We start from the raw sequence: 22,107 nt of genomic DNA on the forward strand, positions 1-22,107 counted from the left end.
CCCGGAGCGATAGCGAAGGGCCGGAGGCAAGGCGAACCACCAACGCTGGCGCCGCCCCTCATCCGCCCTTCGGGCACCTTCTCCCCGTAAACGGGGCGAAGGAAAAAGCTACTCCACCTTCACCAGCACGGCGCTCTCGAACTCGAGCACCTTGTCGCCGGTCGAATCGGAAGCCTCGCATCGCAGCGCCAGCAGCCGCCAGCCGGGGCGTGAGGCGATCGGGCGGTGCGACAGTGCTGTGCGTGTGAAAGTGATGGTTTGCCCGGCATAGACCGGCTTCAGCCATTTCAGGTTCTTGAATCCGGGTGAGGGGCCGAATTCCGGCACCGGGCCGGGACCGCTCCAGGCCGCGACCTCGGCATCCATGCGGTTTTCCAGATTGAGTTTCATCCAGGTCGCTGCCGTGTGCCAGCCGGACGCGCAGAGGCCACCGAGCACGCTTTTCTTCGCCGCATCCTCGTCGATATGGAAGATCTGCGGGTCGTATTTGCGGGCGAAGGCCTTGATCGCCTCGGGCTCGAATGTGTGCGAGCCAAGCGTGACGGTGGTGCCGATGCGGAAGAACTCGTCCAGTGTCATGCTCGGCTCCCCGCGGCATCGCGCGTCAGGAACATGACGGAGTTCTCAAGCTCGAAGACGCTCTCGCCGCGCTGGTTGAACAGTTCGCTGCGCATGGTCACGAAGCCGAGCTGCGGCTTCGATTTCGACAGGCGCTTGGCAACGACCACCAGGGTGCCAGTGAGTTGGTCGCCGGCCAGGACCGGCTTCTTCCATTTGACCTGATCGACGCCTGGCGCGCCCTGGCAGGTCGAATCCAGCAGGAAGGTATCGCACAGCATGCGCATGAACATGGCGCAGGTGTGCCAGCCCGACGCCGCCAGCCCGCCAAGGATGCTGGCCTTGCCGGCTTCCTCGTCGAGATGCATCGGCTGCGGGTCGAATTCTGCGGCGAATTCGACGATCTCGGCGGCGGTCACCACCTTCGAGCCGAGGTCGATCGATGCACCCTCGGCGAAATCCTCATAGGCCCATGTTTTTGGTTTTGCAGTCATGGTCTGAAATCCGGCTCACGAACCCGCGATCCCCATCGATCGAGGGTTTCCGGATGCAGGCCGCAGCGCATTTGGTCAAGAGATTTCTATAGCGCCACGTCGTGGCTGCATGGCCTTTGGCAGGCGGATCAGAGCCAGCCGCGGCGGCGGAAATACCAGAAGGGCAGGATCGCCGACAGTACCATCATGGCGATGGCGAAGGGATAGCCCAACTCCCATTTGAGCTCGGGGATGATGTCGAAATTCATGCCGTAGATCGAGGCGACCAGCGTCGGAGGCAGGAAGATGACGGCGGCGACCGAGAAGATCTTGATGATGGCGTTCTGCTCGATCGAGATCATGCCGAGCGTCGCGTCGAGCAGGAAGGAGATCTTCTGCGACAGGAAGGTGGCGTGGTCGGCGAGCGACAGCACGTCGCGCGACAGCGTCTTGATGCGCGCCTTGGTGTCCTTGCTCATCTTGGTGCGGGTCGAGGCATGGGCGAAAAAGCCGGCTAGGCGCTGCAGCGAGATCAGGCTGTCACGGATCGAGGAGGCGATGTCCTCCTTGCGGCCGATGGCCTTCAGGAGTTCCTGGAAGTCGCGGTTGCGCTTGGAAACCTTGGTCGACCGCGCCTCGAAGATATCGCGCGAGATCGCCTCGATGTCGCGGCCGGCGCGCTCCAGAATATCGGCGAGACGGTCGACGATCGCCTCCAGCAGCCCGATCAGGATGGTGTCGCCGCTGGTGCAGCCGGTCGCCACCTTCTCGGCGCGCTGCGGAAAGGTCTTGAAGGCCTTCGGCTCGTGATATCGCACGGTGATCAGCCTGGTGCCGGCGAGCACGAAGGTGACCGGCGACATCAGGGGATCGTCGACTTCGGTCTGGGCGGGCAGGGTGGCGGTCATGAAATAGGCGCCGTCCTCGACATAGAGGCGGCTCGAAATCTCGATCTCCTCCATCTCCTCGCGCGTCGGAATGGCGACGCCGAGCCAGGTTTCGATCGCCGCTTCCTCTTCCTTTGTCGGATTGAGCAGGTCGGCCCAGACGACATTGTCGCTGTTTGCCAGGAGATCATCGACGGCGCGCAGGCGGTCATTGTCCACGACGAAGGCCTTGATCATCGCCGGGTCTCCCTTGCTGGATTAAAGGGTGCGTTCGGATTGACGCGTCGTATCGGATTGCACGGTTCTTCGTCGCGTGAGCCGCCCATGTGCCTGCCGCTTAGACCTGTGAGGTGACAAAATCAAGACAAGCGGCTGCCCGGCGTATGGCCGCCGGCCGCTCGGACGAACTCGTCGAGAAACCTCGCAGGCAGCGCGCCTGGATGTTTTGGATATTGGGTCGCCCGATGCGTCAGGTGTTGAACTTGAACAGCAGGATGTCGCCGTCCTGGACGACATATTCCTTGCCTTCGTCGCGCGCCTTGCCGGCTTCCTTGGCCGCCACTTCGCCGCCCAGTGTGACGAAGTCGTTGTAGGCGATGGTCTGAGCGCGGATGAAGCCGCGCTCGAAATCGGTGTGGATGACACCGGCCGCCTGAGGGGCCTTGTCGCCCTTATGGATGGTCCAGGCGCGCGTCTCCTTCGGCCCGACGGTGAAATAGGTGATGAGGTGCAACAGCTCGTAGCCAGCGCGGATGACCTTGTTCAGGCCGGGCTCGTCGAGGCCGAGCGAGGACAGGAATTCCATCTCTTCCTCGTCCGAGAGCTGCGCGACCTCGGCCTCGATCGCGGCCGAGATGACGACGGTGCTGGCGCCTTGCGCCGCAGCCATCTTCTCCACGGCCTTGGTGTGCTCGTTGCCGGTGGCGGCGTCGGCTTCGGCGACGTTGCAGACGTAGAGGACCGGGTGCGAGGTCAAAAGGTTGAGCCCCTGCAGGATGCGCAGGTCTTCCGCCGAGATGCCCTTGAGCAGGACGCGGGTCGGCTTGCCTGCCTGCAACAGTTCGAGTGCGGCCTCCATCATCGGCAGCACGGTGGTCGCTTCCTTGTCCTTGCTGCCGGCACGCTTGCGGAATTGCACGATGCGACGCTCGAGGCTGTCGAGGTCGGCGAGCATCAGCTCTGTTTCGACCGTCTCGGCATCGGCCACCGGGTCGATGCGGCCCTCGACATGGGTGATGTCGTCATCCTCGAAGCAGCGCAGCACATGCACGATGGCGTCGACCTCGCGGATGTTGGCGAGGAACTGGTTGCCCAGCCCTTCACCCTTGGAGGCGCCGCGCACCAGGCCGGCAATGTCGACGAAGGAGATGCGGGTCGGAATGATCTCCTTCGACTTGCCGATGGCGGCAATCTTCTGCAGGCGCGGATCGGGCACCGCGACCTCGCCGGTGTTCGGTTCGATGGTGCAGAACGGATAGTTGGCAGCCTGCGCCGCCGCCGTCCTGGTCAACGCGTTGAAAAGCGTCGACTTGCCGACGTTGGGCAAGCCAACGATGCCGCATTTGAAACCCATTTTATCGGTCCTATCGGGAAAATCGAAATTTGATCAGGGCTATGGGCGATAGGGCCGATGATCGTCAAGCCCTCCAGTCACATGGGTAGGGCCGCCGAAGGCCGTATCGCAGAGCGATCGACCATATTTCGGGCAGTTCGGACCGCTGTTTACGGCTGTTGCTTGACGTCGATGCTGACGGTTTGCACGGCGCGAACAGTATCCTCCCACGGGCGCTTCAATTCAAAGCGCAGCTGCCATTGCCCGGGCTTGCTGCAAGAGACCGTGAAGCGCTGCAGGCTGGTGCCGCCTATCCCGGTCCCGTCGGGCTTGCTGTCGATCTGGGTAATGGTGCAGCCGGAAGGTGCCGGTGGCGCCGACCAGACAACGCCTGCGCCAGGTGTCGACGGTAATTCCACTATAATCTGTTCGTTGACTGCGGGCTCGAAATTCATGTTCGCACGCTCGTTCGCCATCGCCGATTTCCTCCTTTGGCCGACAGGCGGCGCGCCGATGCGCGCCGCCGTTCGATCGTATCGCCGTCTTCTCAGTTCCAGCCGTTGCTCGGGGCTGTCTGCCAACGATGATATAGGGCGAGATCCGTGCCCCGCACGAAGACTTCCATGCGGCCGTCCTTGTTGTTGACGATCGCCGTGTCGCCGACGATGCCGCCGCCTAGCGATGCCCAGCCGCTCCAGCCATTGCTCGGCGCGGTCTGCCAGATGTGCCAGCATGCCCCGTCCGTACCACGGGCGAAGATCTCCATGCGGCCGTCGGCATTGTGGCCAAGCGCCGGCGCGCTGGTGATGATGCCGCCCATCGAGCCCCAGCCGCTCCAGCCATTGTTGGGAGCGGTCTGCCAGATATGCCAGAGCGCATTGTCGGTACCGCGACCGAACACTTCCAGGCGGCCGTCCTTGTTCTGGCCGACGGCGAGATCGCTGGTCAAGATGCCGCCCAGCGAGGCCCACGAACTCCAGCCATTGTTGGGGGCTGTCTGCCAGACATGAACCAGCGCGCCGTTGTTGGCACGGGCGAAGACCTCGATGCGGCCGTCCTTGTTGTTGGAGGCCACCGGGTTGCCCGCTATCTGGACGGCAAGCGGAGCCCAGCCACTCCAGCCCTGTTGGGGGCCGCCTTGCCAGATGTGCCACAGGCCGCCGTCATTGCCCCTGGCGAAGACCTCGACCCGTCCGTCGGCATTGCGTACCGCGCTTGGGTCGCTGGTGATGCCGCCGCCTAGCGATGCCCAGCCGCTCCAGCCGCTGCTGGGTGCGGTCTGCCAGATGTGCCACAGGGCGCCATCGGCTCCCCTGGCAAAGGCCTCGAGCCGGCCGTCGGCATTGTTGATGATGGCCGGCGTGCTGGTGATGATGCCGCCCAGCGACGCCCAGCCGCCCCAGCCATTGCTGGGGGCGGTCTGCCAGATGTGCCAGAGTGCGTTGTCGGTGCCACGCGCGAAGACCTCGATGCGGCCGTCCTTGTTGTTGCCGGCGACGGCTTCGGTGGTGAGCTTGCCACCCATTGGCTGCCAGCCGGACGACGGCAGGATGATGCCCGTTGCGCCGTACATCGGGTATAGCTGGCCGTCATACTTGAAGTCGTCGTAAGCGATCTTGCCGAAGCCGCCGATGCCCCAGGTCGTGTCCCATGAGTTCTTGACAATCCAGCACTGCTCGGCCTCGGAATAGCCAATGACGAGAACGCAGTGGCCGCCGGCGACACCGCCGGTGACGTGGTGATAGACGCCGCCGGAATAATTGAAGAAATCATTGTAGACGGTGAAGCATCCGGCGACCGGACCGACATTGCTGAGATGGTTCTTAATCGCGTTCGCATCCACCAGCTTGTGCACGGTCGTCAGCTTGCTAATGCGCGCCGGACGGTTTGGCGCGGCGTGGCAGGCCGGCGGGCCGCTCCAGATATCGTTGTTGGGAAATGCCGAAGGGTAGGGGAAGCCGGCTTCGTCACAGACGCCGCGCACCCTGATCTGGTCAAGACATTGGTCCGGCCACCAGCCGCCGCAATTGGCACCATGCGAGGAGCAGAAATGCGAATCGGCTTCCGACAGGTCGAACCAGCGGCCGCTCTCTATATGAGACATCGACTCGACAAGACCGACAGAGCCGAACGAGACGCAGGAACCACATCCGCCCTGGTTCTTGACCGGGGTAATGTGGTTGCCGTTCTTGTTGCGCCAGTCTACCGCCGGGGCAAAGCCCGGCGCAGCGGCAAGCGATGGGGGCTGGTTGCGCGCCGCCGCAACCAGGGCGATGGCATCGTCGCTGGGTATGGCGCCAAGCATTAACAAGCGCTTTTCAGGATCCATCAGCGAGATCGGCGTCTCCGCCGCCCGCCATCTAGCATTGTTTGTTGTCAGGGCTTTGTTGAGTGCGGAGAATGTCAAAGGAGGTCTGGCCATAGATCATATCCCTCTGTATCGATTAAAAAATGCGCGGCTGGGTGGCATCGCCGAGAGGCTGTGCGACAACCGGACCGTGCATCATTGGTCTTCGTCGAGGGCGATGGTCTGTGAGGGATTTCACGGTTGGACGCGGGCGATCATATCGAGATCACGCGTTCGTCAACACGAACGCCCTAGCTACCTTTGCGGCTTCGCGTGACGACAAGCCTCGTCAGGAGGAGTTTCGACATGCCCCAGTCCAGGCTTTCCCGCCCTGAGGGTTTTTGCATCCTCGCAGCATTGGGCGCCGCCGGTGCCGTGGTTGCCTCATTCGCCACCAAACCAACCTCAGCCGCCGGAAAGTCTATATGAGCTGGGCACTTGGGGACCTCCAGGCCGCGCTCAACCAGCTTCAGGCGGCAATCCCGGACAAGGATTGCCACCGTCTCAAGACGTAAGCATTGATCAGTGATGACCAAGGGAATGGCCGCCTGCGGGCTCGGTGTCGCCTGAATTGCCTGGTTGGCGTTGCCTGACGGATTCATGGTCCAAGCGACGCGGCCGCTCAGTTATCTTTCTTCCGAATAATTTTTCAGCATGGTTGCCATTTGGTCAATTTCAGGTGCCGCGAACCGCGCCTGATGGACCTGGCTATGCATGTGCGTGCGCGGATTGATCTCGCAGACAATGTTCTCAAGCCGACTGGAAAAAGCATTACCGCAAAAGCGATCGCCGGAAACACAAGAAGAGCGACGTCGACTGGCACCGAACCAGGGCTTTGGCTCACTCCTTGCCGAACAGCTTCTTCAGCATCGCGGCCATCGGACCGCTTTCCGGCAATCTGACCACCGGCTGCTGCGGCCGCGCCTGGCGCACGTGACTTTGCTGTTTGGGCGCCGGCTTTTCCGGTTCCCCGCCGGCCTTGCCCCGAACGGCGAGGCTGGCCTTGTTCATGAAGCCGGATTCGTCGCCCTTGGCTATCATGGCAGCGTTGTCGGCGATCGCGTCGAGCAGCGGTTCGAGCCATTCGCGGTCGGCCTTGTCGAAATCGCCGAGCACATGGTGCTGGACCATTTCCCTGACGCCGGGATGGCCAACGCCGATGCGCACGCGGCGATAGGCGTTGCCGACGTGGCCGTCGATCGATCGGATGCCGTTATGGCCGCCGGCGCCACCACCGGTCTTGATGCGCAGCTTGCCTTCGGCAAGGTCGATCTCGTCATAGAAGACGGTGAGCGCCTCGGGGCCGAGCTTGTAGAAGCGCAGTGCTTCGCCGACCGACTGGCCGGACAGGTTCATGAAGGTCTGCGGCTTGATCAGGACGATCTTTTCGCCACCAAGCGTGCCTTCTGAAATCAGACCCTGGAATTTCTTCGACCAGGGCGAAAAGGAATGGCGGCGGGCGATTGCGTCCGCCGCCATGAAACCGACATTGTGTCGATTGCTGGCGTATTTCGCGCCCGGATTGCCGAGGCCTGCAAAGACAAGCATCGTCTGCTCCGGGCGGGAAAGAGTTACTTCTCTTCGGCGGCAGGAGCCGCTTCGGGTGCAGCCACTTCAGCCGTCTCTTCCGTCTCCGGCTTCATCGCCGACGAACCGGCAATGGTCGCGATGGTGAAGTCGCGGTCGGAGATCACAGGCTTCACACCAGCCGGCAGCGCAACCGCCGAGATGTGGATCGAGTCGCCAATGTTGGCGCCGGTGAGATCGACGGTGATGAATTCCGGGATCGCATTGGCCGGGCAGTGGAACTCGACTTCGTGACGCACGATGTTGAGCACGCCGCCGCGCTTGATGCCGGGCGACTTGTCCTCGTTGATGAAGTGGACAGGCACGTCGACATTGACCTGGGTATCCTTGCCGATGCGCAGGAAGTCGACATGGACAGGGAAATCCTTGACCGGGTCGAGCTGGAAGTCCTTCGGCAGGACCTGGATCTTCTTGCCGTCGACATCGATCGTGGCGATCGTGGTCAGGAACCCGCCGCCGTGGATCTTGTAGTAGATGTCCTTGTAGGTGAGCGCGATAGCCAGGGGAGGCTGCTTGTCACCATAGATTACTGCAGGCACTTTACCGTTGCGGCGAACTGCACGGGCGGACCCCTTACCGACCTGTTCGCGTGCTTCGGCCTTGAGCTCGTAAGTGTCGTGGCTCATGGCATTTCCTTTCGGTTTGTTCTGGAGCGTTCGCGGCTGGCAACGTGCCTGGACCGTAAACGTCGAAAGCCGCCGGGTGAGGCGGCCTTCCGCCGCGTTGCCTCCAAGGGTGTCTACGCGGGTGGCGGCTCTATAGCGGAAGGCGCCCTAAGGTGCAAGCCAAAGGCACGTCCGCCGGCGCACAGCCCAGGCGGGTGCTATCCGCGCTTTTCGATAACGGCATACAGCACGTTGTGGTTCTCGCCAAAGAACACCTGCGCCTCGACGGTGTTGCGGTCGACGCTGGCATTGACGATGTTCCACATGTCGACCTGCGACCGCAGCAACAACACCCAGTCCATGAACGTCTCCCGGTACCCGGCGTCAGGGGTGCCCTCGGCGTAGTTCGCGAACAGGAACGTTCCGTTCGGCTTTAACATCTGCAGGCAGGTTTTCGTGAGTTTCACGGCGACGTTGTGGGCGAGGTAGTCGTAAAGACCGGAGGCGTAGATGAAGTCAAACTTGCCCAGTCTGTGGCCCCTCGTGAGCACGGTTCGCACCGAGCCGTCGATGGCCTCGACTGCGGTGCCCTGGAAGTCGCGCGCGATCAATCCGACGCTCTGGGGATCCTGATCGAGGGCAACCCAACGCTTGAGCCGGCCTTCCGCCAGGGCGACAGAGCGATTGGCCTCCCGCAAATGACCGGCCGCGATCGCCAGGATCTCGGTTTCCGGTCCGTTTTTGGCCGCGATGTCATCGACATAGCGGGTCAGGAGGTCACGTCGTTCCCGCGCCGCAACGCATGACGGAACGTTCTGGGTGTGGCCGTAAAGGGCCCTCCCGATCTCCGAGGCGTTCGCCACGCTCTCTGCCACATGGGGATCACAATAGATGTAGTCGAGCAACTGCGCGTCGCCGGAATAGCCCCTGGGCTTGGTGAAGGACCAGTGCGTCAGCGGATCCTCGAGAAAATACTTCAGGATCGGGTGGTTCTGCGCCACCGGTATCAATGCGTGCCAAACATCGGGATGAACCTTGGAACGCAGCGCATTGAGGTACGACAGAAGGCGACGAACGATCTCGGCGGGATCCTTGCTTTGTTCGACCTGTTGGTGTGTCGCCTGGAGGATGAGCGCCAGTTCCGCGCGAGCGGTTTCGAACGCTTCGCCATGATGTTCGAGCTTTCCTCGATGGAGATTGCCGGCCAGCATCTCGGCAGTAATCAAGCTTTTGCCATCAAGAACGGTTTGCACGCCATCACTCCATAGTTAACAGTCAGTTAACTTATTGCGTAGAATGCTCCATTTGCCAATGTCGGTCCGGGGGCATTTTATCGTTATGATTAATTTCCCGCAAACCATGTTCGTTCGTTAGACAGCTTCCGAGCCCGATTCTGGGTTCGAGTTAACGGAAACTTGTCTTGCGCGATTGCATTTGTTTGCACGGCGTCGCAATCGCCGTCGCGTCCCAAGGAGCCGGCCCGCGTGTGGGGGCAGAAGCTGGAAATGAGTTCAGAATACAAAATCCCTTTCAAACGGGGTCTGTGATGAACGAACACCTGTCATCCGCATTGGCCGATACGGCTCATGCGGAACCGTACGCACCGCGCGACGAACTGGGGACCGATGAACTCCGCACCCTTTACCGGACGGAAGCCCAGGCGACGCGAAGAGGGGAAGCCAGGCCAGGGCTTTGGATCGCCGTTGCCATCTATCTGCTGTTTTCGGCAACGGATCTGCTGCTGATTCCAGATGTGGCCGTCTATACGATCATGGCGCGCTTCGCGGTCGGATTGACCGCGCTTTTGACCCTGGAAGTACAGCTTCGCCGGGGGGTTGCAACGGAATGGCTTGACGTGACTTGCGCCGGAGCCATCATCTTTGGCTATGTTGGGTGGTTGTGCCCTGCAATTATGGGCGCGGACAAGGAAAGCGTCTCTTACTATATGGTTTTCGGCACCATCTTCATGATGAGCGCCAATCTCTTTTTTACGTTCAATTTCAAGGTTTCTATTCTAACATCTGCAATAATATTGTGTATACTGTACGTTGTAAACTATTTTGTGCCTTCTACGCTAACGTACAAAATGGTTTTTGGGACTTTCTACGTTTCTTGTTTCACATTCACCTCATATGTGAACTGGAAACTGAATGAGGAACGCTACAACGTCTTCCTGAACGCCCTGGAAGCCAAGATCCAGCACAACGAGGCGACCGAACGCGGCAAGGCCCTGCTGAGACTGTCGCGGACCGATCCGCTTACGGGCCTCGAGAACCGGCGGGCGATCGACGAGAAGCTGCGGGATTACTGGAGTGAATGGCAAAAGGTTGGCACCAGTTTCGGGGCGATCCTCATCGACGTGGACTTCTTCAAAAAGTTCAACGACTGCTACGGCCATCAGGAAGGCGACCGTTGCCTGATCCATGTCGCCAATGCCCTTAGCGACATGATCAAGCAATACAATGGCTCCATTGGCCGCTACGGCGGGGAAGAGTTCATTGTCCTGGCTCGCATGGAGAAAAAAGAGCAGATCCTGGATATCGCGGAAGCCATTTGCGCCACGGTGGAGAACCTGGCACTTACCCATGAGCTGCGGCGCGACGGGGTCTCGATCGTGACGGTGAGCGTTGGTGCTGCATTCACCAGGACGCAGACAGGCGCCAAGCTGGAAAAGATCATCCACGAGGCCGATCGCGCGCTCTATCTGGCAAAAGCCGGTGGTCGAAACTGTGCCCGGCTGTTCGATCCAACCGATCCCCAAAGCAGCGACGAGAGCGAGAACATTGCGGCTTTGCTGAAGATCGCGATCGGCCAGAATCTCGTTTCACTCGTTTATCAACCTATCCAGGATGTCGCATCGGATCGGGTTGAAGCCGTGGAGGCTCTAATGCGCCTCAAGATGCTGGACGGCACATCGGTTCCGCCGAGCCTGTTCATTCCCGTCGCGGAACGGACCGGCGCTATCCTGGAACTCGGGCGGTGGGCCATAAGGACAGTGTGCGCCGAGCTTCTGGCCGACGATCACGTCCGTGTCGTCAGTGTCAACGTCTCTCCAATCCAGCTCAAGACACCTGGCTTTGCAACGTCCGTCGCGACCATTCTGGGCGAGACCGGCGTCGCCGGCAGCAGGCTGGCCTTCGAAATCACCGAAGGGCTGGAGATGGAGATGCATTCGGACATCCTTCGCTGCATCAGCGACCTGAAGCTGCTGGGGATCAAGATATGGCTTGATGACTTCGGGACGGGCTTCGCTGGCCTTTCGTGGCTTCGTCTGATCGATTTCGATACGGTGAAGATCGACCGCTCGTTTCTGCACGACTGCAGTGCCCCGAATGGCAAGGCAATGCTCCAGGACATTATTACGCTGGTTCGAAATCGCGGCCACAAAATCCTGGTCGAAGGGGTGGAAACCGACGAACAGATGGCCCTCATGCGCGAATTCGGCATAGACAAGGTCCAGGGCTTTCATGTCGGTCGTCCCGCTCCCGCCGCTAGTTTCCAGGCAAAGCGGACCATGCGCAAACGGTCATTTACCGTGCTTAAGTCCGCATGATGACGGCCTCTTTCCGACGTTTTGGCTTAGCCGCCGTCAAAAGCCGTGCTGATTGCAATCAACCCATGACAGGGCCGAGCGGCTACGCAGGGGCTGTGTGGCTATCGGTCGCCGGTCAACGCGTCGCGTAGCGCCTGGATCTGCCGGTTCAAGGCATCAAGCTCAGCCAGCGTCATGCCTGAGCGCTCGATCAAGGTCTCGTTCAGACAGTTGCACTGGACAAGCAGCGCGCGCCCGGCCGGGGTCAGGTCGACCTGCACTTGGCGCTCGTCGGTCTGGCTGCGCTGGCGGGTCACCAGCCCGGCCTGCTCCATTCGCTTCACCAGCGGCGTGACGGTGCTCGATTCCAGAGCGAGCCTGTGGGCGATCGTGCCGACCGACATGCCATCGGCCTCTCCAAGCGCGTTCAGCACCAGATATTGCGGATAGGTGATGCCCATCTTGTCGAGCATCGGCTTGTAGGTGCGATTGATCGCCATGCTGGTGGCGTAGAGCGTGAAACAGAGCTGATTGTCCAACGGAAGAGGCACGGCGCATTCCTTCTTGCCTACACGGGCATCAATTCGGTACCACGAAAAATGATATCGCGATACATATTTTCATGGACAAGGATTTCAAGCTGCGTTAGGCATATTGATATCGCGATATTGTTTATCGTGACAACAAATGGAGATTGAGATGACCTCGCAAACCAAGCCCAACTCCGGCAGCGGCACGATCACCACCAAGGACGGAACGCAGATCTACTACAAGGACTGGGGGACCGGGCAGCCTATCGTTTTCCATCATGGCTGGCCATTGAGCAGCGACGACTGGGACGCCCAGATGCTGTTCTTCCTGGCACAAGGCTACCGTGTCATTGCCCATGATCGCCGCGGCCATGGCCGCTCGACCCAGACGGATATCGGCAACGAGATGGACACTTATGCCGCCGATGTCGCGGAACTCGCCGCCTATCTGAATCTCCAGAACGCCATCCATGTCGGCCATTCGACCGGCGGCGGCGAAGTGGCGCGCTATGTCGCCCGATACGGCTCGGGCGGCCGTGTCGCCAAGGCGGTGCTGATCGGCGCGGTGCCGCCGATCATGCTCAAGACGGCGGCCAATCCCGGTGGCCTGCCGATCGAGGTGTTCGACGGTTTCCGTTCCGGCGTGGCGGCCAACCGCGCCCAGCTTTACAGGGATGTCCCAGCCGGTCCGTTCTATGGCTTCAACCGTCCGGGCGCGGCAGTGTCGGAAGGCGTCATCGACAATTGGTGGCGCCAGGGCATGATGGGCGGCACCAAGGCGCATCATGATTGCATCAAGGCCTTCTCGGAAACCGACTTCACCGAGGATTTGAAGGCGATCGACGTGCCGGTGCTGGTCATGCATGGCGACGACGACCAGATCGTTCCGATCGCCGACTCGGCGCTGTTGACGGTCAAGCTGCTCAAGAAGGGCGAGCTCAAGATCTACAAGGGTTATCCGCACGGCATGGCCACGACCCATGCCGACATCATCAACGCCGACCTGCTGGCCTTCTTCAAGGCCTAGGAGATTTTCGAAGAAGAAAGGCACCCGCCATCAGGCGGGTGCCTTTCTCGTTCATTTCAGGTTTAGCGGATTGCAGCGACCGCCTGTGCCTTCCTGGCTTCCTTCATGTTCGGCAGGAACACGGTCAGCAGGCCGAGCAGCGGCAGATACGAGCAGATCTGGAAGACATAGTCGATGCCCTTGATGTCGGCGACGACGCCGAGCACGGCAGCCGCGATGCCGCCCATGCCGAAGGCGAAGCCGAAGAAGATGCCGGCAATCATGCCGACACGTCCCGGCACCAGCTCCTGCGCGAAGACGACGATGTTGGAGAAGGCCGACGACAGGATCAGGCCGATCAGCACCGTCAGCACCATCGTCCATTCCAGATTGGCGTAGGGCAGGGCGAGCGTGAAGGGCAGCACGCCGACTATGGAGAACCAGATCATCGCCTTCTGTCCATAGCGGTCGCCGAACGGGCCGCCGAGCAGGATGCCCAGCGCCGAAGCGCCGAGGAACAGGAACAGCATGACTTGGCTCATCTGCACCGAAACGCCGAACTTATGCATGGAATAGAAGGTGTAGTAGCTGGCAAGGCTGGCGATATAGGCGTTCTTGGTCAGCACCAGCAGCGTCAGCACCGCCAATGCCCACATCACCTTGCGGCGCGGGAAAGGCGAGACGAAGCTTGTCGTCTTGCGGTTACCCTGTGCGGCGCGCAGCCGACTGTACCAGCCGCCGACCTGCCACAAAACGATGATGCCGATCAGCGAGCCGACGGCGAACCAGGAGATGCTGGTCTGGCCGAACGGCACGACGATGAAGGCGGCAAGCAGCGGTCCCATGGACTGACCGAAATTGCCCCCGACCTGGAACAGCGACTGCGCCAGGCCGAAGCGGCCGCCGGAGGCGAAGCGGGCGATGCGCGAGGATTCCGGATGGAAGATCGCCGAGCCGATGCCGATCAGCGAGGCGCCGATCAGAAGCAGCGAATAGTGTCCGGCATAGGCGAGCACGACCAGGCCGATCAGCGACGATGCCATGCCGTAGGGCAGCGAATAGGGCATAGGCCGCTTGTCGGTGATCATGCCGATCACCGGCTGCAGCAGCGATGCGGTCACCTGGAAGGTGAAGGTCAGGAGGCCGATCTGCCAGAAATCGAGGCCGTAATTCTCTTTCAGCAAGGGATAGATGGCCGATAGCAGCGATTGCATGATGTCGTTGATGCAGTGGCAGAAGCTCACCGCCAGGATGACGGTGAAGGCCGTCGCCTGGGCTGAGGCGTGACTGGCGCTCGCCGGTGGGGCGACGCTGGCGGCTGTCGTATCGGTCAAGGTAGGCTCCGTGGTCTTTTTGGCGGGTACACCCGCAGGGCAAACTGGCGGACGCTGCAGAAGGCCGCCTAAAGGACGGTTGCCTTATAAGCTGCTTGCCGCACGACTTCTTTCGTGGTTTGGTCCAATAGTTTCGCAAGTGGGCCATACAGGATGCCGCACGGCAAAGAGGTCTTTCACGCCGGCAATGCCAATCTCGGTCAGTTGCACGAGAGCCGCTGGCAGTGGCTGGAGCAAGTGGCCGGGCCGGCGGTGGCGCTGCCGACGGAATATCCCGATGGCTACCGTGTGCCGCAACACCACCACAGCCGCAGCCAGCTGCTGCATGCGCTGGTCGGGGTGGTGCTGGTAACGACGCGCTACGGGCGCTGGATGGTGCCGCCCGACCATGCGATGTGGATTCCAGCCGGCACCGAACATTCCGTCGAAATGCTGGGCGATGTGTCGATGCGTTCGGTCTATGTGATGCCGCAGGCGATCCCCGGGCTGCCCGAAGGCCTCCGCGTCGTCGGCGTCACCGACCTGATGCACAGCCTGATCGTGGAATCGGAGAAGCTGCCGCAGGGCGGCGAGTTGGAAGGGCGCGGCGGGCTGATCATGAACCTGCTGCTGCACGAAATCCCGACCCTGCCGGAACGGCCGCTCGGCCTGCCGTTCCCGTCCGATCCGAGGCTGTCGGCGCTGTGCCGGCGTTTCGTCGCCGCACCATCGCCGCACGCGACGATCGACGAGTGGGCCGATGCCGCCGGCATGAGCCGCCGCTCCTTCACCCGCGCCTTCCAGCGCCAGACCGGCCTGTCGCTGTCGACATGGCGCCAGCAGGCCTGCCTGTTCGCGGCGCTGCCCAGGCTCGCCGACGGCGAGCCGATCACCAGGGTGGCGCTCGATCTCGGCTATGACAGCGTGCCGGCCTTCATCACCATGTTCAAGCGCATGCTGGGCGCCTCGCCGCGCGGCTACATGCGCGGCGCACGTGAAAGCGTCGAAGTCGCCCGCCGCCTGATCGGCCCGGTTCGGTTGGAAAGCCCTGCGCCATAACGGCAGGCCGGTCTAGTCGAACAGACTGGACACCGATTCCTCGGTAGCGGTGCGCGAGATGGCTTCGCCCATCAGGTCGGCGATCGAGATGACGCGGATGTTGGGCGCGTCGAGCACGCCCTGGGTCGGCTGGATGGAATCGGTGATCACCAGTTCCTGCAGCTTCGAGCCGCTGATGCGGGCAACCGCGCCGCCCGAAAGCACGCCGTGGGTGATGTAGGCGGTGACGCTGGTGGCGCCATTGGCCAGCAGCGCATCGGCGGCGTTGCACAGCGTGCCGCCGGAATCGACGATGTCGTCGATCAGCAGGCAATCCTTGCCGGCGACCGCGCCGATGATGTTCATGACTTCCGATTCGCCGGGACGCTCACGGCGCTTGTCGACGATGGCCAGTTGCGCGTCGAAGCGCTTGGCCAGCGCACGGGCGCGCACCACGCCGCCGATGTCGGGCGACACCACCACGACATTGCCGAGCTGTTTGTATTTGGCCTTCACGTCGCGGGCCATGACCGGCACGGAAAACAGATTGTCGGTCGGGATGTCGAAGAAGCCCTGGATCTGGCCGGCATGCAGGTCGAGCGTCAAAACGCGGTCGACGCCGGCGCGGGTGATCATGTTGGCAACCAGTTTGGCCGAGATCGGCGTGCGGCCGGAGGCGCGGCGGTCCTGCCTGGCGTAGCCGAAATAGGGGATCACCGCCGTGATGCGCTTGGCCGAGGAGCGCATGAAGGCATCGATCATGATGAGCAGTTCCATCAAATGATCGTTGGTCGGGAACGAGGTCGACTGCAGGATGAAGACATCCTCGCCGCGCACGTTTTCCTGGATTTCAACGAAGATTTCCTGATCGGCGAAGCGCCTGACACTGGCCTTGCCCAGCGGGACGTTGAGGTACCGGGCGACCGCTTCGGCCAGCACCCTGTTGGAATTGCCCGCGAAGAGTTTCATGCACGGTTCCTGGTGGAGGATGGAAAGACCTGACGGACTCGCCTGCGCCCTTTAACCGGGCTTTTAGCGGCCCGCGCCGGTATTGCAAGCGCCGAGATCGGGAATCCGCCGGCTAAACTCAAGAAAGCTCCGCGCCATCACCGGCAGGCAACAGGGAGCAGCGGACTTCCGCTGCTCCTTCTTCTCGTTGGGCATCGGATTTTCCCAAAACCGTCTCCACTTTTGGGTCCGATGCCTCTAGCCCGCCTTGCCGCCAAGCCAGGCCGCGAATTGGTCGATGGTCTGGTCGGCGATCGCCTGCATGGTTGCCGGCGAGACCCCCCTCCAGCTGTCGCCGCCCCCGCTGTCGCCGGATTTGACCGACGGCGCCTTCTGCTGGCCGTTGATGCGGTGCAGGCGGTTGCCTGAGGGATCATAGACGTCCCAGACATAGATGACGGTGGTGTCCGTGCCTTCCGACATCGTCGAGAAATAGCCCTTCAGCACATGCGTCGCGGTCTGGTCGGCGCTGCCGGCCAGCGTGATGCCGCGCTGCCTGGCGCGCGTTTGCAGCTCCGCCGTCAGCGGGGTCGCGGCTTCCACCGAAGCGCCGACGATCGGCGCGATCTGCAGGCGGGTCTTCGACAGGATCGCAGCGCTTTGGGCAGATGTGAGCGGTGTGGTGGTGGTTGCAGGAGCGCCCGCCGTGGTGCCGGCCGGTGCGGGAACCGTGGCTACCGTGTTGCCTGACGTGGCGGGCAGCGTCTGTGCCGACGTCGCCGGCGAGGTGATGGCCGACGGTTCGAGCACGTCCTTTGCGTTGGTGCAGGCGGCAAGAGCCAATGCCACAAGCAATGACACGGTCGTCACATGCGATCGTCTCATTTGCCTTCTAACTCCTTGGCGAAGAACGCCTCCCATTATGGATTCACTGTACGATCAAGTCGAGATCATGGCGGGACAGCGGCTTGGGCTGGGATTCGGTGGTCAGGTAGGTGCGGCCAAGCGTCATCGCCGTCTCCGTGTCGGAATCCATGATGATCATGTGGGCAAACAGCGTCATGTTGGGCGCGATCGGTTCGGGGTTGCCCTGGTAGAACATCGGCATGTCCATCCAGGACGGTGTGAAGCGGGCGCCGACCGAGTAGCCGCAGGCGTTCAGCCGGTGCTTGGTCAGGCCGTGCGCCTCCATGGTGCGCGCGTGGGCATCGAACACGTCGCCGAAGCTGTTGCCCGGCATCATCGCCTTCTCGACGGCCAGAAGTGCTGCGCGCGCCGCGTCGAACAGCTCCTGATGGCGCTTCGACACCTTGCCGGTGAGCACCGTGCGCATCATCGGCGCATGGTAGTGGTTGAAAACGCCGGCCCATTCGAGCGTCAGCTGGTCGTTCTTGGTGAGCTTGCGGCGGCCGGACTTGTAGCGGCACAGCAGCGCATCGATACCGGAGCCGATGATGAACTCATTGGCCGGATAGTCGCCGCCGCCGGCGAAGATCGCACCTTGCATGGCGGCCAGGATCAGGGCTTCGTCGCCGCCCTGCTTGATCAGCGGCAAGGCCGCGTCGAGCGCGTCGTCGGAGAGATTGGCGGCCTTCTCGGCCTTGGCGATTTCGGCTGGGCTCTTGAACAGGCGTAGCCGGCCGACAATGCCGGACGCGTCGGCGATCTGGCCGAAGGTCTGCAACTGTTCGTCGAGCCGTCGGCCATTGAAAGCGGTCAGGCCGTGGGTGTCGTATTCAACGCCGATGCGGGCGCCGAGCAGGTCGAGCTCGTTGAGCAGATTGCGCAGGTCGACCGCCGGATTGGCGCCGTTGCGGTCGGTCCACAGAACGATGTTGTCGATGATCGAGGTCTGGCGTGCCTGGCGCAGATCGGCCGAGCGGGTCAGAAGCACCATCGAACCGTCGGCCTTCACCACCAGGCACTGGAAGAAGCAGAAGCCGAACGTGTCGTAGCCGGTCAGCCAGTACATGCTCTCCTGCGCGAACAGCAGGATGGCATCGAGCTTCTTTTCGGCCATCTCGATCATCAGCCGGTCGCGCCGCGCGTCGAATTCCGATCGTTCAAAATGCAGCGCCATTATTCCCTCTCCAAAACGATTGCCGAAACCTGCCGGCCGTAATCGGGCTCCTTGCGGTGCGTGGTGCGCCGGTAGGAGTAAAACAGATCGTCCTCGGCATAGGTGCAGCGGCCGAGGCCCTCGGCGGTCACACCGGCTTTGGTCAGCCGGTCGACCGTGTAGCGGTTAAGGTCGAACATCGCATGGCCGGAGTTTGCCGAGGGTGAGAAATAGCCGATGTTCTCAGCGTCGGCCTCGACGAAGCGGGCGACGAATTCCGGCCCGACCTCATAGTTATCAGGGCCGATCGAGGGGCCGAGCACGGCGACGATATTTTCGCGCCGGGCGCCAAGGGTTTCCATGGCAAGAATGGTGTTTTCAAGCACACCGGTGAAAGCGCCTTTCCAGCCGGCATGCGCGGCGCCGATGATGCGCGCCTCGGCATCCGCGAACAGCACCGGACCGCAATCGGCGGTCGAGGCGCCGATGGCGATGCCTGGCCGATCGGTGACGATGGCGTCTGCCTTGGGCCGTTCGCCGGCAAAGGGTTCCCGGGCGATGACGACATCTGGCGAGTGGATCTGGTGGGCGGTCAACAGATGGCTCGCCGGCACGCCCATCCAGGTGGCGACGCGGGCGCGGTTCTCGGCGACCAGCGTCGGGTCGTCATCCGATCCGGTGCCGATATTGAGGCCCTGATAGATGCCGCTGGAGACACCGCCGATGCGGGTGAAATAACCGTGGCGGATGCCTTGTGCCTGCGCCTTGTCCAGCAGCGGCGACCGAACGGGATCCGGTTTGGTCTGATTCAACATGCGGGCGTTGTTGTCCGTGTGGGCGGTTTCGTCAAGAAAAAGTCCGGGTGCAAAATGCAGCGGCGGGCGGCGCCGTGCTCTTGCCGGACGGGAGATTGGGAGAGGCGGCGGTAAAAAGTCAATCCGCCGTGGCAAACGGCCGGATGGCCACGCCGCGCGGCAGCACCGCAAGCACCTTGAACAGATGGCCCATCGCTTGCGGCCCGGCGAGGCGCTCGACGGCCTCAGTGATCTTGTCGCGCGCCGCCTGGTCGGCACCGGCGCCGAGCCGGCCGGCGCGTTCGAGAATGCCCATGCCGAGCAGAAAGTCGCCCTGCGTCGACAGATGGGCGTCGAGGCCGTACGCGCGAACGGCTGCGGCGAGGGCGGCGAAATCGACATGGGTGGTGAGATCCGCCTCACCGGGATTGGCCAGCACATCTTCGTGATTGTGACCGCGCAAGGCCTGCAGCGTGTCACCGACACCCGGCTGGAGATGGCCATAATCGAGGAATAGCCCGGCGCCGCCATGCTTGGATATGCGCTCGACGATGGCTGCCATTAATGCGGCTCGGGCCGGCGCAACTTCGACGATCGCACCTTGCGGCGCTTCGGCTGCATCGACAGGCAAAAGGGTCGGGTCAACCGAGCCGGCGCCGGCAAAGAAGCGCAGCTCATTGGTGTCATCGAGGCCAACCATGCGCTCGCGCCAGCCGGCACCGGCGCGGACGAACTGGCGGACGGGCACCGCGTCGAACAACTCGTTGCCGACGATGAACAGCGGTTGCTGCGGCAAGGTATCGATGGTTTCGTGCCAACGAACCGCGAAAGGTGTGACGCCAAGCGTCTGTTGCTGGACCTCCGTCAGGCGCGGGCTGGTCTCGATCATGGCGAAGGTGGCGCCGTTGGCCAGATCAGGATCAAGCCGCGACAGCGTGCGCAGCATGTCCTTCATCAGCGTGCCGCGGCCGGGGCCGATCTCGGCGATGGTGACCGGCAGCGGCTGGCCGCTCGCTGCCCAAGCCTGGTACATCCACACAGCGACCAGTTCGCCGAACATCTGGCTGATCTCGGGCGCAGTGATGAAGTCGCCGGCCGCACCAAAGGGCTCGCGCGTCGTGTAGTAGCCGTCCTGCGGGTCGAACAGGCACAGCGCCATGTATTCGTTGACGGGAAGCGGCCCCAGTGCCTCGATCAGGCCGACAATGCGGGCTTTCAGCCGTGTCATGCCGGTTGCGGCTGCGTCACCGGCTTGGCGGTCGCCATCGCCCAGATGCCGGCCAGCACCATCGGCGTGGAAAGGATCATGCCCATGGTCAGCCAGTTGGTGCCGAGGAGGTAGCCAAGCTGCTGGTCGGGTTCGCGGAAGAACTCGACGAAGATGCGCGACAGGCCATAGCCGCAGATGAAGGCGCCGCCAACGAAGCGCGGCGTCTTCAGCTTGAGGCGCGAATGGGTGAGGATGCGCAGCACGAGAAACAGCACCACGCCCTCGAGCAGCGCCTCATAGAGCTGGCTCGGATGACGGGCAAACGGCCCGCCATTGGGGAATTCGAACGCCCAGGGCACGTCGGTTGGCCGGCCCCACAGCTCGGAATTGATGAAATTGGCGACGCGCACCAGGCCAAGGCCGACCGGCACGCCGGCCGCCACGACGTCGAACAGCGACCATGTGCGGATGCCGCGCTTGATCGAAAACAGCGTCATGGCGAGGATGACGCCAAGCAGGCCGCCATGGAACGACATGCCGCCTTGCCAGACCGCGAAGATATCGAGCGGGTGGGCGATGTAGCGGGGCAAATCGTAGAACAGCACATAGCCGGTGCGGCCGCCCAGCACGACGCCGATGGCCGCCCAGACGATGAAGTCGTCGAGATCCTCCGGCTTCATCGGCAGGACGCCGTTCGGCCACAGCCTGGCATTGCAGGCGAGCCGCTTGGCATACCACCAGGCGAACAGGATGCCGACGATATAGCCGACGCCGTACCAATGCACCGCCAGCGGCCCGATCTGGATGAGGATCGGGTTGATGTTGGGGAAGGGCAAGGAGGCCAGCGGTAGCAGCAAATATTCGTTCAACGGGAGCTCTCGGTTGCGAAACGCGTTTGGGCGCGGACCATGCGGCAGGGTTTTGGCAGGGTCAAGGCAAGGTGGACGCCGTCAATTGTCGGGGAACAGGATTGCCCCGAGGTCCATCGCACCATGCAGGACGTGCAGTATCTCCACGGTTTCAGCGCCAACGCGATAGAAAATCAGATAGTTGCCGTGGACGCGCCGCCGAATGCCTGAGGATCGCTGCCGTTCGAAGAGTGGATACCGCTCTGGCATTTCACTCAATTCGTGACAATCAAGGCGCAATTCCTGAATGAATGTCATGGCCCGAAACGGGTTATCCAACGCGATATGGTCGCCAATGGCTTCAAGATCTATCTCAGCCTGAGCAGTGAAGACCAGCCGCTTCACTTGCTCTTCTCTGTCATCGCCTTGTATTTGGCCTCCAGTCGGTCAAGCACCTCGTCGGCTGGCTTCACCCTGCCGGCATCAGCATCCGAGATACCCTTGGCCAGGGCTACATCGAGGGCGGCAAGGCGTTTCTCCCGTTCTTCGACGAGGCGAACGCCTTCGCGTAGCACTTCGCTCTTCGAATTATAGCGACCGGTGCTGACAAGCTGGTTTACGATATCCTCGAGACGGGTCCCCAAGTCTGCGCTAATGGCCATGACGGTGCTCCTGCAAACTGCTCCCAGACAATAATAGTTATTGGTCAGATTTGCCAGTGTTTTGGACAAGAGTGGGCCAACGTGATGCCGCAGCGGGCTTCAACGTTCTTGCATTCCGCGCGCAGCACCACTACGTCATTTCGAGCAAGCGAGGATTT

The 22,107-nt window shown here is 62.0% G+C and carries 23 protein-coding genes; 3 read left to right on the forward strand and 20 right to left on the reverse strand.

Features of this window, described 5'->3' with window-relative positions:
- Positions 1 to 108: 108 nt before the first annotated feature.
- From ACZ89F_RS02825 to ACZ89F_RS02865, 9 genes are all read right to left on the reverse strand, one after another.
- Positions 109 to 579, reverse strand: coding sequence for a MaoC family dehydratase (locus ACZ89F_RS02825; RefSeq protein ID WP_476090307.1), 471 nt, complete (start codon positions 577 to 579; stop codon positions 109 to 111).
- Positions 576 to 1,052: a MaoC family dehydratase gene (locus ACZ89F_RS02830; protein WP_476090308.1), complete on the reverse strand. Its 477-nt coding sequence runs from the start codon at positions 1,050 to 1,052 to the stop codon at positions 576 to 578. Before ACZ89F_RS02830 ends, ACZ89F_RS02825 begins: the two co-directional genes overlap by 4 nt.
- A 128-nt stretch (positions 1,053 to 1,180) precedes the next feature.
- Positions 1,181 to 2,155: a magnesium/cobalt transporter CorA gene (gene corA, locus ACZ89F_RS02835; protein WP_476090309.1), complete on the reverse strand. Its 975-nt coding sequence runs from the start codon at positions 2,153 to 2,155 to the stop codon at positions 1,181 to 1,183.
- Positions 2,156 to 2,387: 232 nt separating this feature from the next.
- A complete protein-coding gene (gene ychF / locus ACZ89F_RS02840) occupies positions 2,388 to 3,491 on the reverse strand; it encodes a redox-regulated ATPase YchF (RefSeq protein ID WP_056595672.1) in 1,104 nt (367 codons plus the stop codon).
- 149 nt (positions 3,492 to 3,640) lie between these two features.
- On the reverse strand, positions 3,641 to 3,946 hold the full coding sequence (locus ACZ89F_RS02845; protein ID WP_476090310.1) for a protease inhibitor I42 family protein: 306 nt from the start codon (positions 3,944 to 3,946) through the stop codon (positions 3,641 to 3,643).
- A gap of 71 nt (positions 3,947 to 4,017) precedes the next feature.
- Entirely contained in the window at positions 4,018 to 5,799 is a 1,782-nt protein-coding gene (locus tag ACZ89F_RS02850) for a DUF8189 domain-containing protein (RefSeq protein WP_476090311.1), read from the reverse strand.
- An 858-nt stretch (positions 5,800 to 6,657) separates the two neighbouring features.
- Positions 6,658 to 7,365, reverse strand: a complete 708-nt coding sequence (gene pth / locus ACZ89F_RS02855; RefSeq protein WP_476090312.1) for an aminoacyl-tRNA hydrolase — start codon at positions 7,363 to 7,365, stop codon at positions 6,658 to 6,660.
- A gap of 23 nt (positions 7,366 to 7,388) precedes the next feature.
- Positions 7,389 to 8,030, reverse strand: a complete 642-nt coding sequence (locus ACZ89F_RS02860; protein WP_476090313.1) for a 50S ribosomal protein L25/general stress protein Ctc — start codon at positions 8,028 to 8,030, stop codon at positions 7,389 to 7,391.
- Positions 8,031 to 8,227: 197 nt separating this feature from the next.
- Positions 8,228 to 9,262: a class I SAM-dependent methyltransferase gene (locus ACZ89F_RS02865; RefSeq protein ID WP_476090314.1), complete on the reverse strand. Its 1,035-nt coding sequence runs from the start codon at positions 9,260 to 9,262 to the stop codon at positions 8,228 to 8,230.
- 293 nt (positions 9,263 to 9,555) lie between these two features.
- Here ACZ89F_RS02865 and ACZ89F_RS02870 point away from each other — a divergent pair, with 293 nt between their 5' ends.
- Positions 9,556 to 11,562, forward strand: a complete 2,007-nt coding sequence (locus ACZ89F_RS02870) for a putative bifunctional diguanylate cyclase/phosphodiesterase (RefSeq protein ID WP_476090315.1) — start codon at positions 9,556 to 9,558, stop codon at positions 11,560 to 11,562.
- A 101-nt stretch (positions 11,563 to 11,663) separates the two neighbouring features.
- Here ACZ89F_RS02870 and ACZ89F_RS02875 read toward each other — a convergent pair whose 3' ends face one another.
- Positions 11,664 to 12,092 carry a MarR family winged helix-turn-helix transcriptional regulator gene (locus ACZ89F_RS02875; protein WP_476090316.1) on the reverse strand — a complete coding sequence of 143 codons (429 nt, stop codon included), beginning with the start codon at positions 12,090 to 12,092 and terminating at the stop codon, positions 11,664 to 11,666.
- A 148-nt stretch (positions 12,093 to 12,240) separates the two neighbouring features.
- On the opposite strand from ACZ89F_RS02875, the gene ACZ89F_RS02880 reads away from it, so the two are divergent.
- Positions 12,241 to 13,098 (forward strand): alpha/beta fold hydrolase, encoded by an 858-nt coding sequence (locus ACZ89F_RS02880; protein ID WP_476090317.1) that lies wholly within the window; start codon positions 12,241 to 12,243, stop codon positions 13,096 to 13,098.
- A gap of 62 nt (positions 13,099 to 13,160) precedes the next feature.
- On the opposite strand, the gene ACZ89F_RS02885 is transcribed toward ACZ89F_RS02880, so the two are convergent.
- Positions 13,161 to 14,411, reverse strand: a complete 1,251-nt coding sequence (locus ACZ89F_RS02885) for an MFS transporter (RefSeq protein ID WP_476090318.1) — start codon at positions 14,409 to 14,411, stop codon at positions 13,161 to 13,163.
- A 153-nt stretch (positions 14,412 to 14,564) separates the two neighbouring features.
- Between ACZ89F_RS02885 and ACZ89F_RS02890 the strand changes: the two genes are divergently transcribed.
- Positions 14,565 to 15,449, forward strand: a complete 885-nt coding sequence (locus tag ACZ89F_RS02890; RefSeq protein ID WP_476090319.1) for an AraC family transcriptional regulator — start codon at positions 14,565 to 14,567, stop codon at positions 15,447 to 15,449.
- Between the two features lie 12 nt (positions 15,450 to 15,461).
- Here ACZ89F_RS02890 and ACZ89F_RS02895 read toward each other — a convergent pair whose 3' ends face one another.
- The 9 genes from ACZ89F_RS02895 to ACZ89F_RS02935 all read right to left on the reverse strand — a co-directional run bounded on the left by ACZ89F_RS02895 (position 15,462) and on the right by ACZ89F_RS02935 (position 21,949).
- On the reverse strand, positions 15,462 to 16,397 hold the full coding sequence (locus ACZ89F_RS02895) for a ribose-phosphate pyrophosphokinase (RefSeq protein WP_015316090.1): 936 nt from the start codon (positions 16,395 to 16,397) through the stop codon (positions 15,462 to 15,464).
- Positions 16,398 to 16,460: 63 nt separating this feature from the next.
- Complete coding sequence (locus ACZ89F_RS02900) at positions 16,461 to 16,592, reverse strand: hypothetical protein (protein WP_476090320.1); 132 nt, start codon at positions 16,590 to 16,592, stop codon at positions 16,461 to 16,463.
- A gap of 42 nt (positions 16,593 to 16,634) precedes the next feature.
- Entirely contained in the window at positions 16,635 to 17,261 is a 627-nt protein-coding gene (locus ACZ89F_RS02905) for a hypothetical protein (RefSeq protein WP_476090321.1), read from the reverse strand.
- A 43-nt stretch (positions 17,262 to 17,304) separates the two neighbouring features.
- A complete protein-coding gene (locus tag ACZ89F_RS02910) occupies positions 17,305 to 18,456 on the reverse strand; it encodes a M24 family metallopeptidase (protein ID WP_476090322.1) in 1,152 nt (383 codons plus the stop codon).
- Positions 18,456 to 19,250, reverse strand: a complete 795-nt coding sequence (gene pgeF, locus ACZ89F_RS02915) for a peptidoglycan editing factor PgeF (protein WP_476090323.1) — start codon at positions 19,248 to 19,250, stop codon at positions 18,456 to 18,458. Before pgeF ends, ACZ89F_RS02910 begins: the two co-directional genes overlap by 1 nt.
- A gap of 118 nt (positions 19,251 to 19,368) precedes the next feature.
- The gene (locus tag ACZ89F_RS02920; protein ID WP_476090324.1) at positions 19,369 to 20,457 is read right to left on the reverse strand and encodes a class I SAM-dependent methyltransferase; all 1,089 of its coding nucleotides are present in this window, start codon (positions 20,455 to 20,457) and stop codon (positions 19,369 to 19,371) included.
- The gene (gene lgt, locus ACZ89F_RS02925) at positions 20,454 to 21,308 is read right to left on the reverse strand and encodes a prolipoprotein diacylglyceryl transferase (RefSeq protein WP_476090325.1); all 855 of its coding nucleotides are present in this window, start codon (positions 21,306 to 21,308) and stop codon (positions 20,454 to 20,456) included. The genes ACZ89F_RS02920 and lgt overlap by 4 nt, the downstream gene beginning before the upstream one ends.
- 81 nt (positions 21,309 to 21,389) lie before the next feature.
- Positions 21,390 to 21,692, reverse strand: coding sequence for a type II toxin-antitoxin system RelE/ParE family toxin (locus ACZ89F_RS02930; RefSeq protein WP_476090326.1), 303 nt, complete (start codon positions 21,690 to 21,692; stop codon positions 21,390 to 21,392).
- Complete coding sequence (locus tag ACZ89F_RS02935; protein WP_476090327.1) at positions 21,689 to 21,949, reverse strand: type II toxin-antitoxin system ParD family antitoxin; 261 nt, start codon at positions 21,947 to 21,949, stop codon at positions 21,689 to 21,691. Before ACZ89F_RS02935 ends, ACZ89F_RS02930 begins: the two co-directional genes overlap by 4 nt.
- Between the last annotated feature and the right edge of the window lie 158 nt (positions 21,950 to 22,107).

The sequence above is a fragment of the Mesorhizobium sp. USDA 3734 genome, from assembly GCF_056279665.1.

Bases quoted from the DNA above. Each gene is read 5' to 3' on its own strand.
- ACZ89F_RS02825 (WP_476090307.1), bottom strand. From the start codon at position 579: ATGACACTGGACGAGTTCTTCCGCATCGGCACCACCGTCACGCTTGGC.
- ACZ89F_RS02830 (WP_476090308.1), bottom strand. From the start codon at position 1,052: ATGACTGCAAAACCAAAAACATGGGCCTATGAGGATTTCGCCGAGGGT.
- corA (WP_476090309.1), bottom strand. From the start codon at position 2,155: ATGATCAAGGCCTTCGTCGTGGACAATGACCGCCTGCGCGCCGTCGAT.
- ychF (WP_056595672.1), bottom strand. From the start codon at position 3,491: ATGGGTTTCAAATGCGGCATCGTTGGCTTGCCCAACGTCGGCAAGTCG.
- ACZ89F_RS02845 (WP_476090310.1), bottom strand. From the start codon at position 3,946: ATGGCGAACGAGCGTGCGAACATGAATTTCGAGCCCGCAGTCAACGAA.
- ACZ89F_RS02850 (WP_476090311.1), bottom strand. From the start codon at position 5,799: ATGGATCCTGAAAAGCGCTTGTTAATGCTTGGCGCCATACCCAGCGAC.
- pth (WP_476090312.1), bottom strand. From the start codon at position 7,365: ATGCTTGTCTTTGCAGGCCTCGGCAATCCGGGCGCGAAATACGCCAGC.
- ACZ89F_RS02860 (WP_476090313.1), bottom strand. From the start codon at position 8,030: ATGAGCCACGACACTTACGAGCTCAAGGCCGAAGCACGCGAACAGGTC.
- ACZ89F_RS02870 (WP_476090315.1), top strand. From the start codon at position 9,556: ATGAACGAACACCTGTCATCCGCATTGGCCGATACGGCTCATGCGGAA.
- ACZ89F_RS02880 (WP_476090317.1), top strand. From the start codon at position 12,241: ATGACCTCGCAAACCAAGCCCAACTCCGGCAGCGGCACGATCACCACC.
- ACZ89F_RS02890 (WP_476090319.1), top strand. From the start codon at position 14,565: ATGCCGCACGGCAAAGAGGTCTTTCACGCCGGCAATGCCAATCTCGGT.
- ACZ89F_RS02895 (WP_015316090.1), bottom strand. From the start codon at position 16,397: ATGAAACTCTTCGCGGGCAATTCCAACAGGGTGCTGGCCGAAGCGGTC.
- ACZ89F_RS02900 (WP_476090320.1), bottom strand. From the start codon at position 16,592: ATGCCCAACGAGAAGAAGGAGCAGCGGAAGTCCGCTGCTCCCTGTTGC.
- ACZ89F_RS02905 (WP_476090321.1), bottom strand. From the start codon at position 17,261: ATGAGACGATCGCATGTGACGACCGTGTCATTGCTTGTGGCATTGGCT.
- ACZ89F_RS02910 (WP_476090322.1), bottom strand. From the start codon at position 18,456: ATGGCGCTGCATTTTGAACGATCGGAATTCGACGCGCGGCGCGACCGG.
- pgeF (WP_476090323.1), bottom strand. From the start codon at position 19,250: ATGTTGAATCAGACCAAACCGGATCCCGTTCGGTCGCCGCTGCTGGAC.
- ACZ89F_RS02920 (WP_476090324.1), bottom strand. From the start codon at position 20,457: ATGACACGGCTGAAAGCCCGCATTGTCGGCCTGATCGAGGCACTGGGG.
- ACZ89F_RS02935 (WP_476090327.1), bottom strand. From the start codon at position 21,949: ATGGCCATTAGCGCAGACTTGGGGACCCGTCTCGAGGATATCGTAAAC.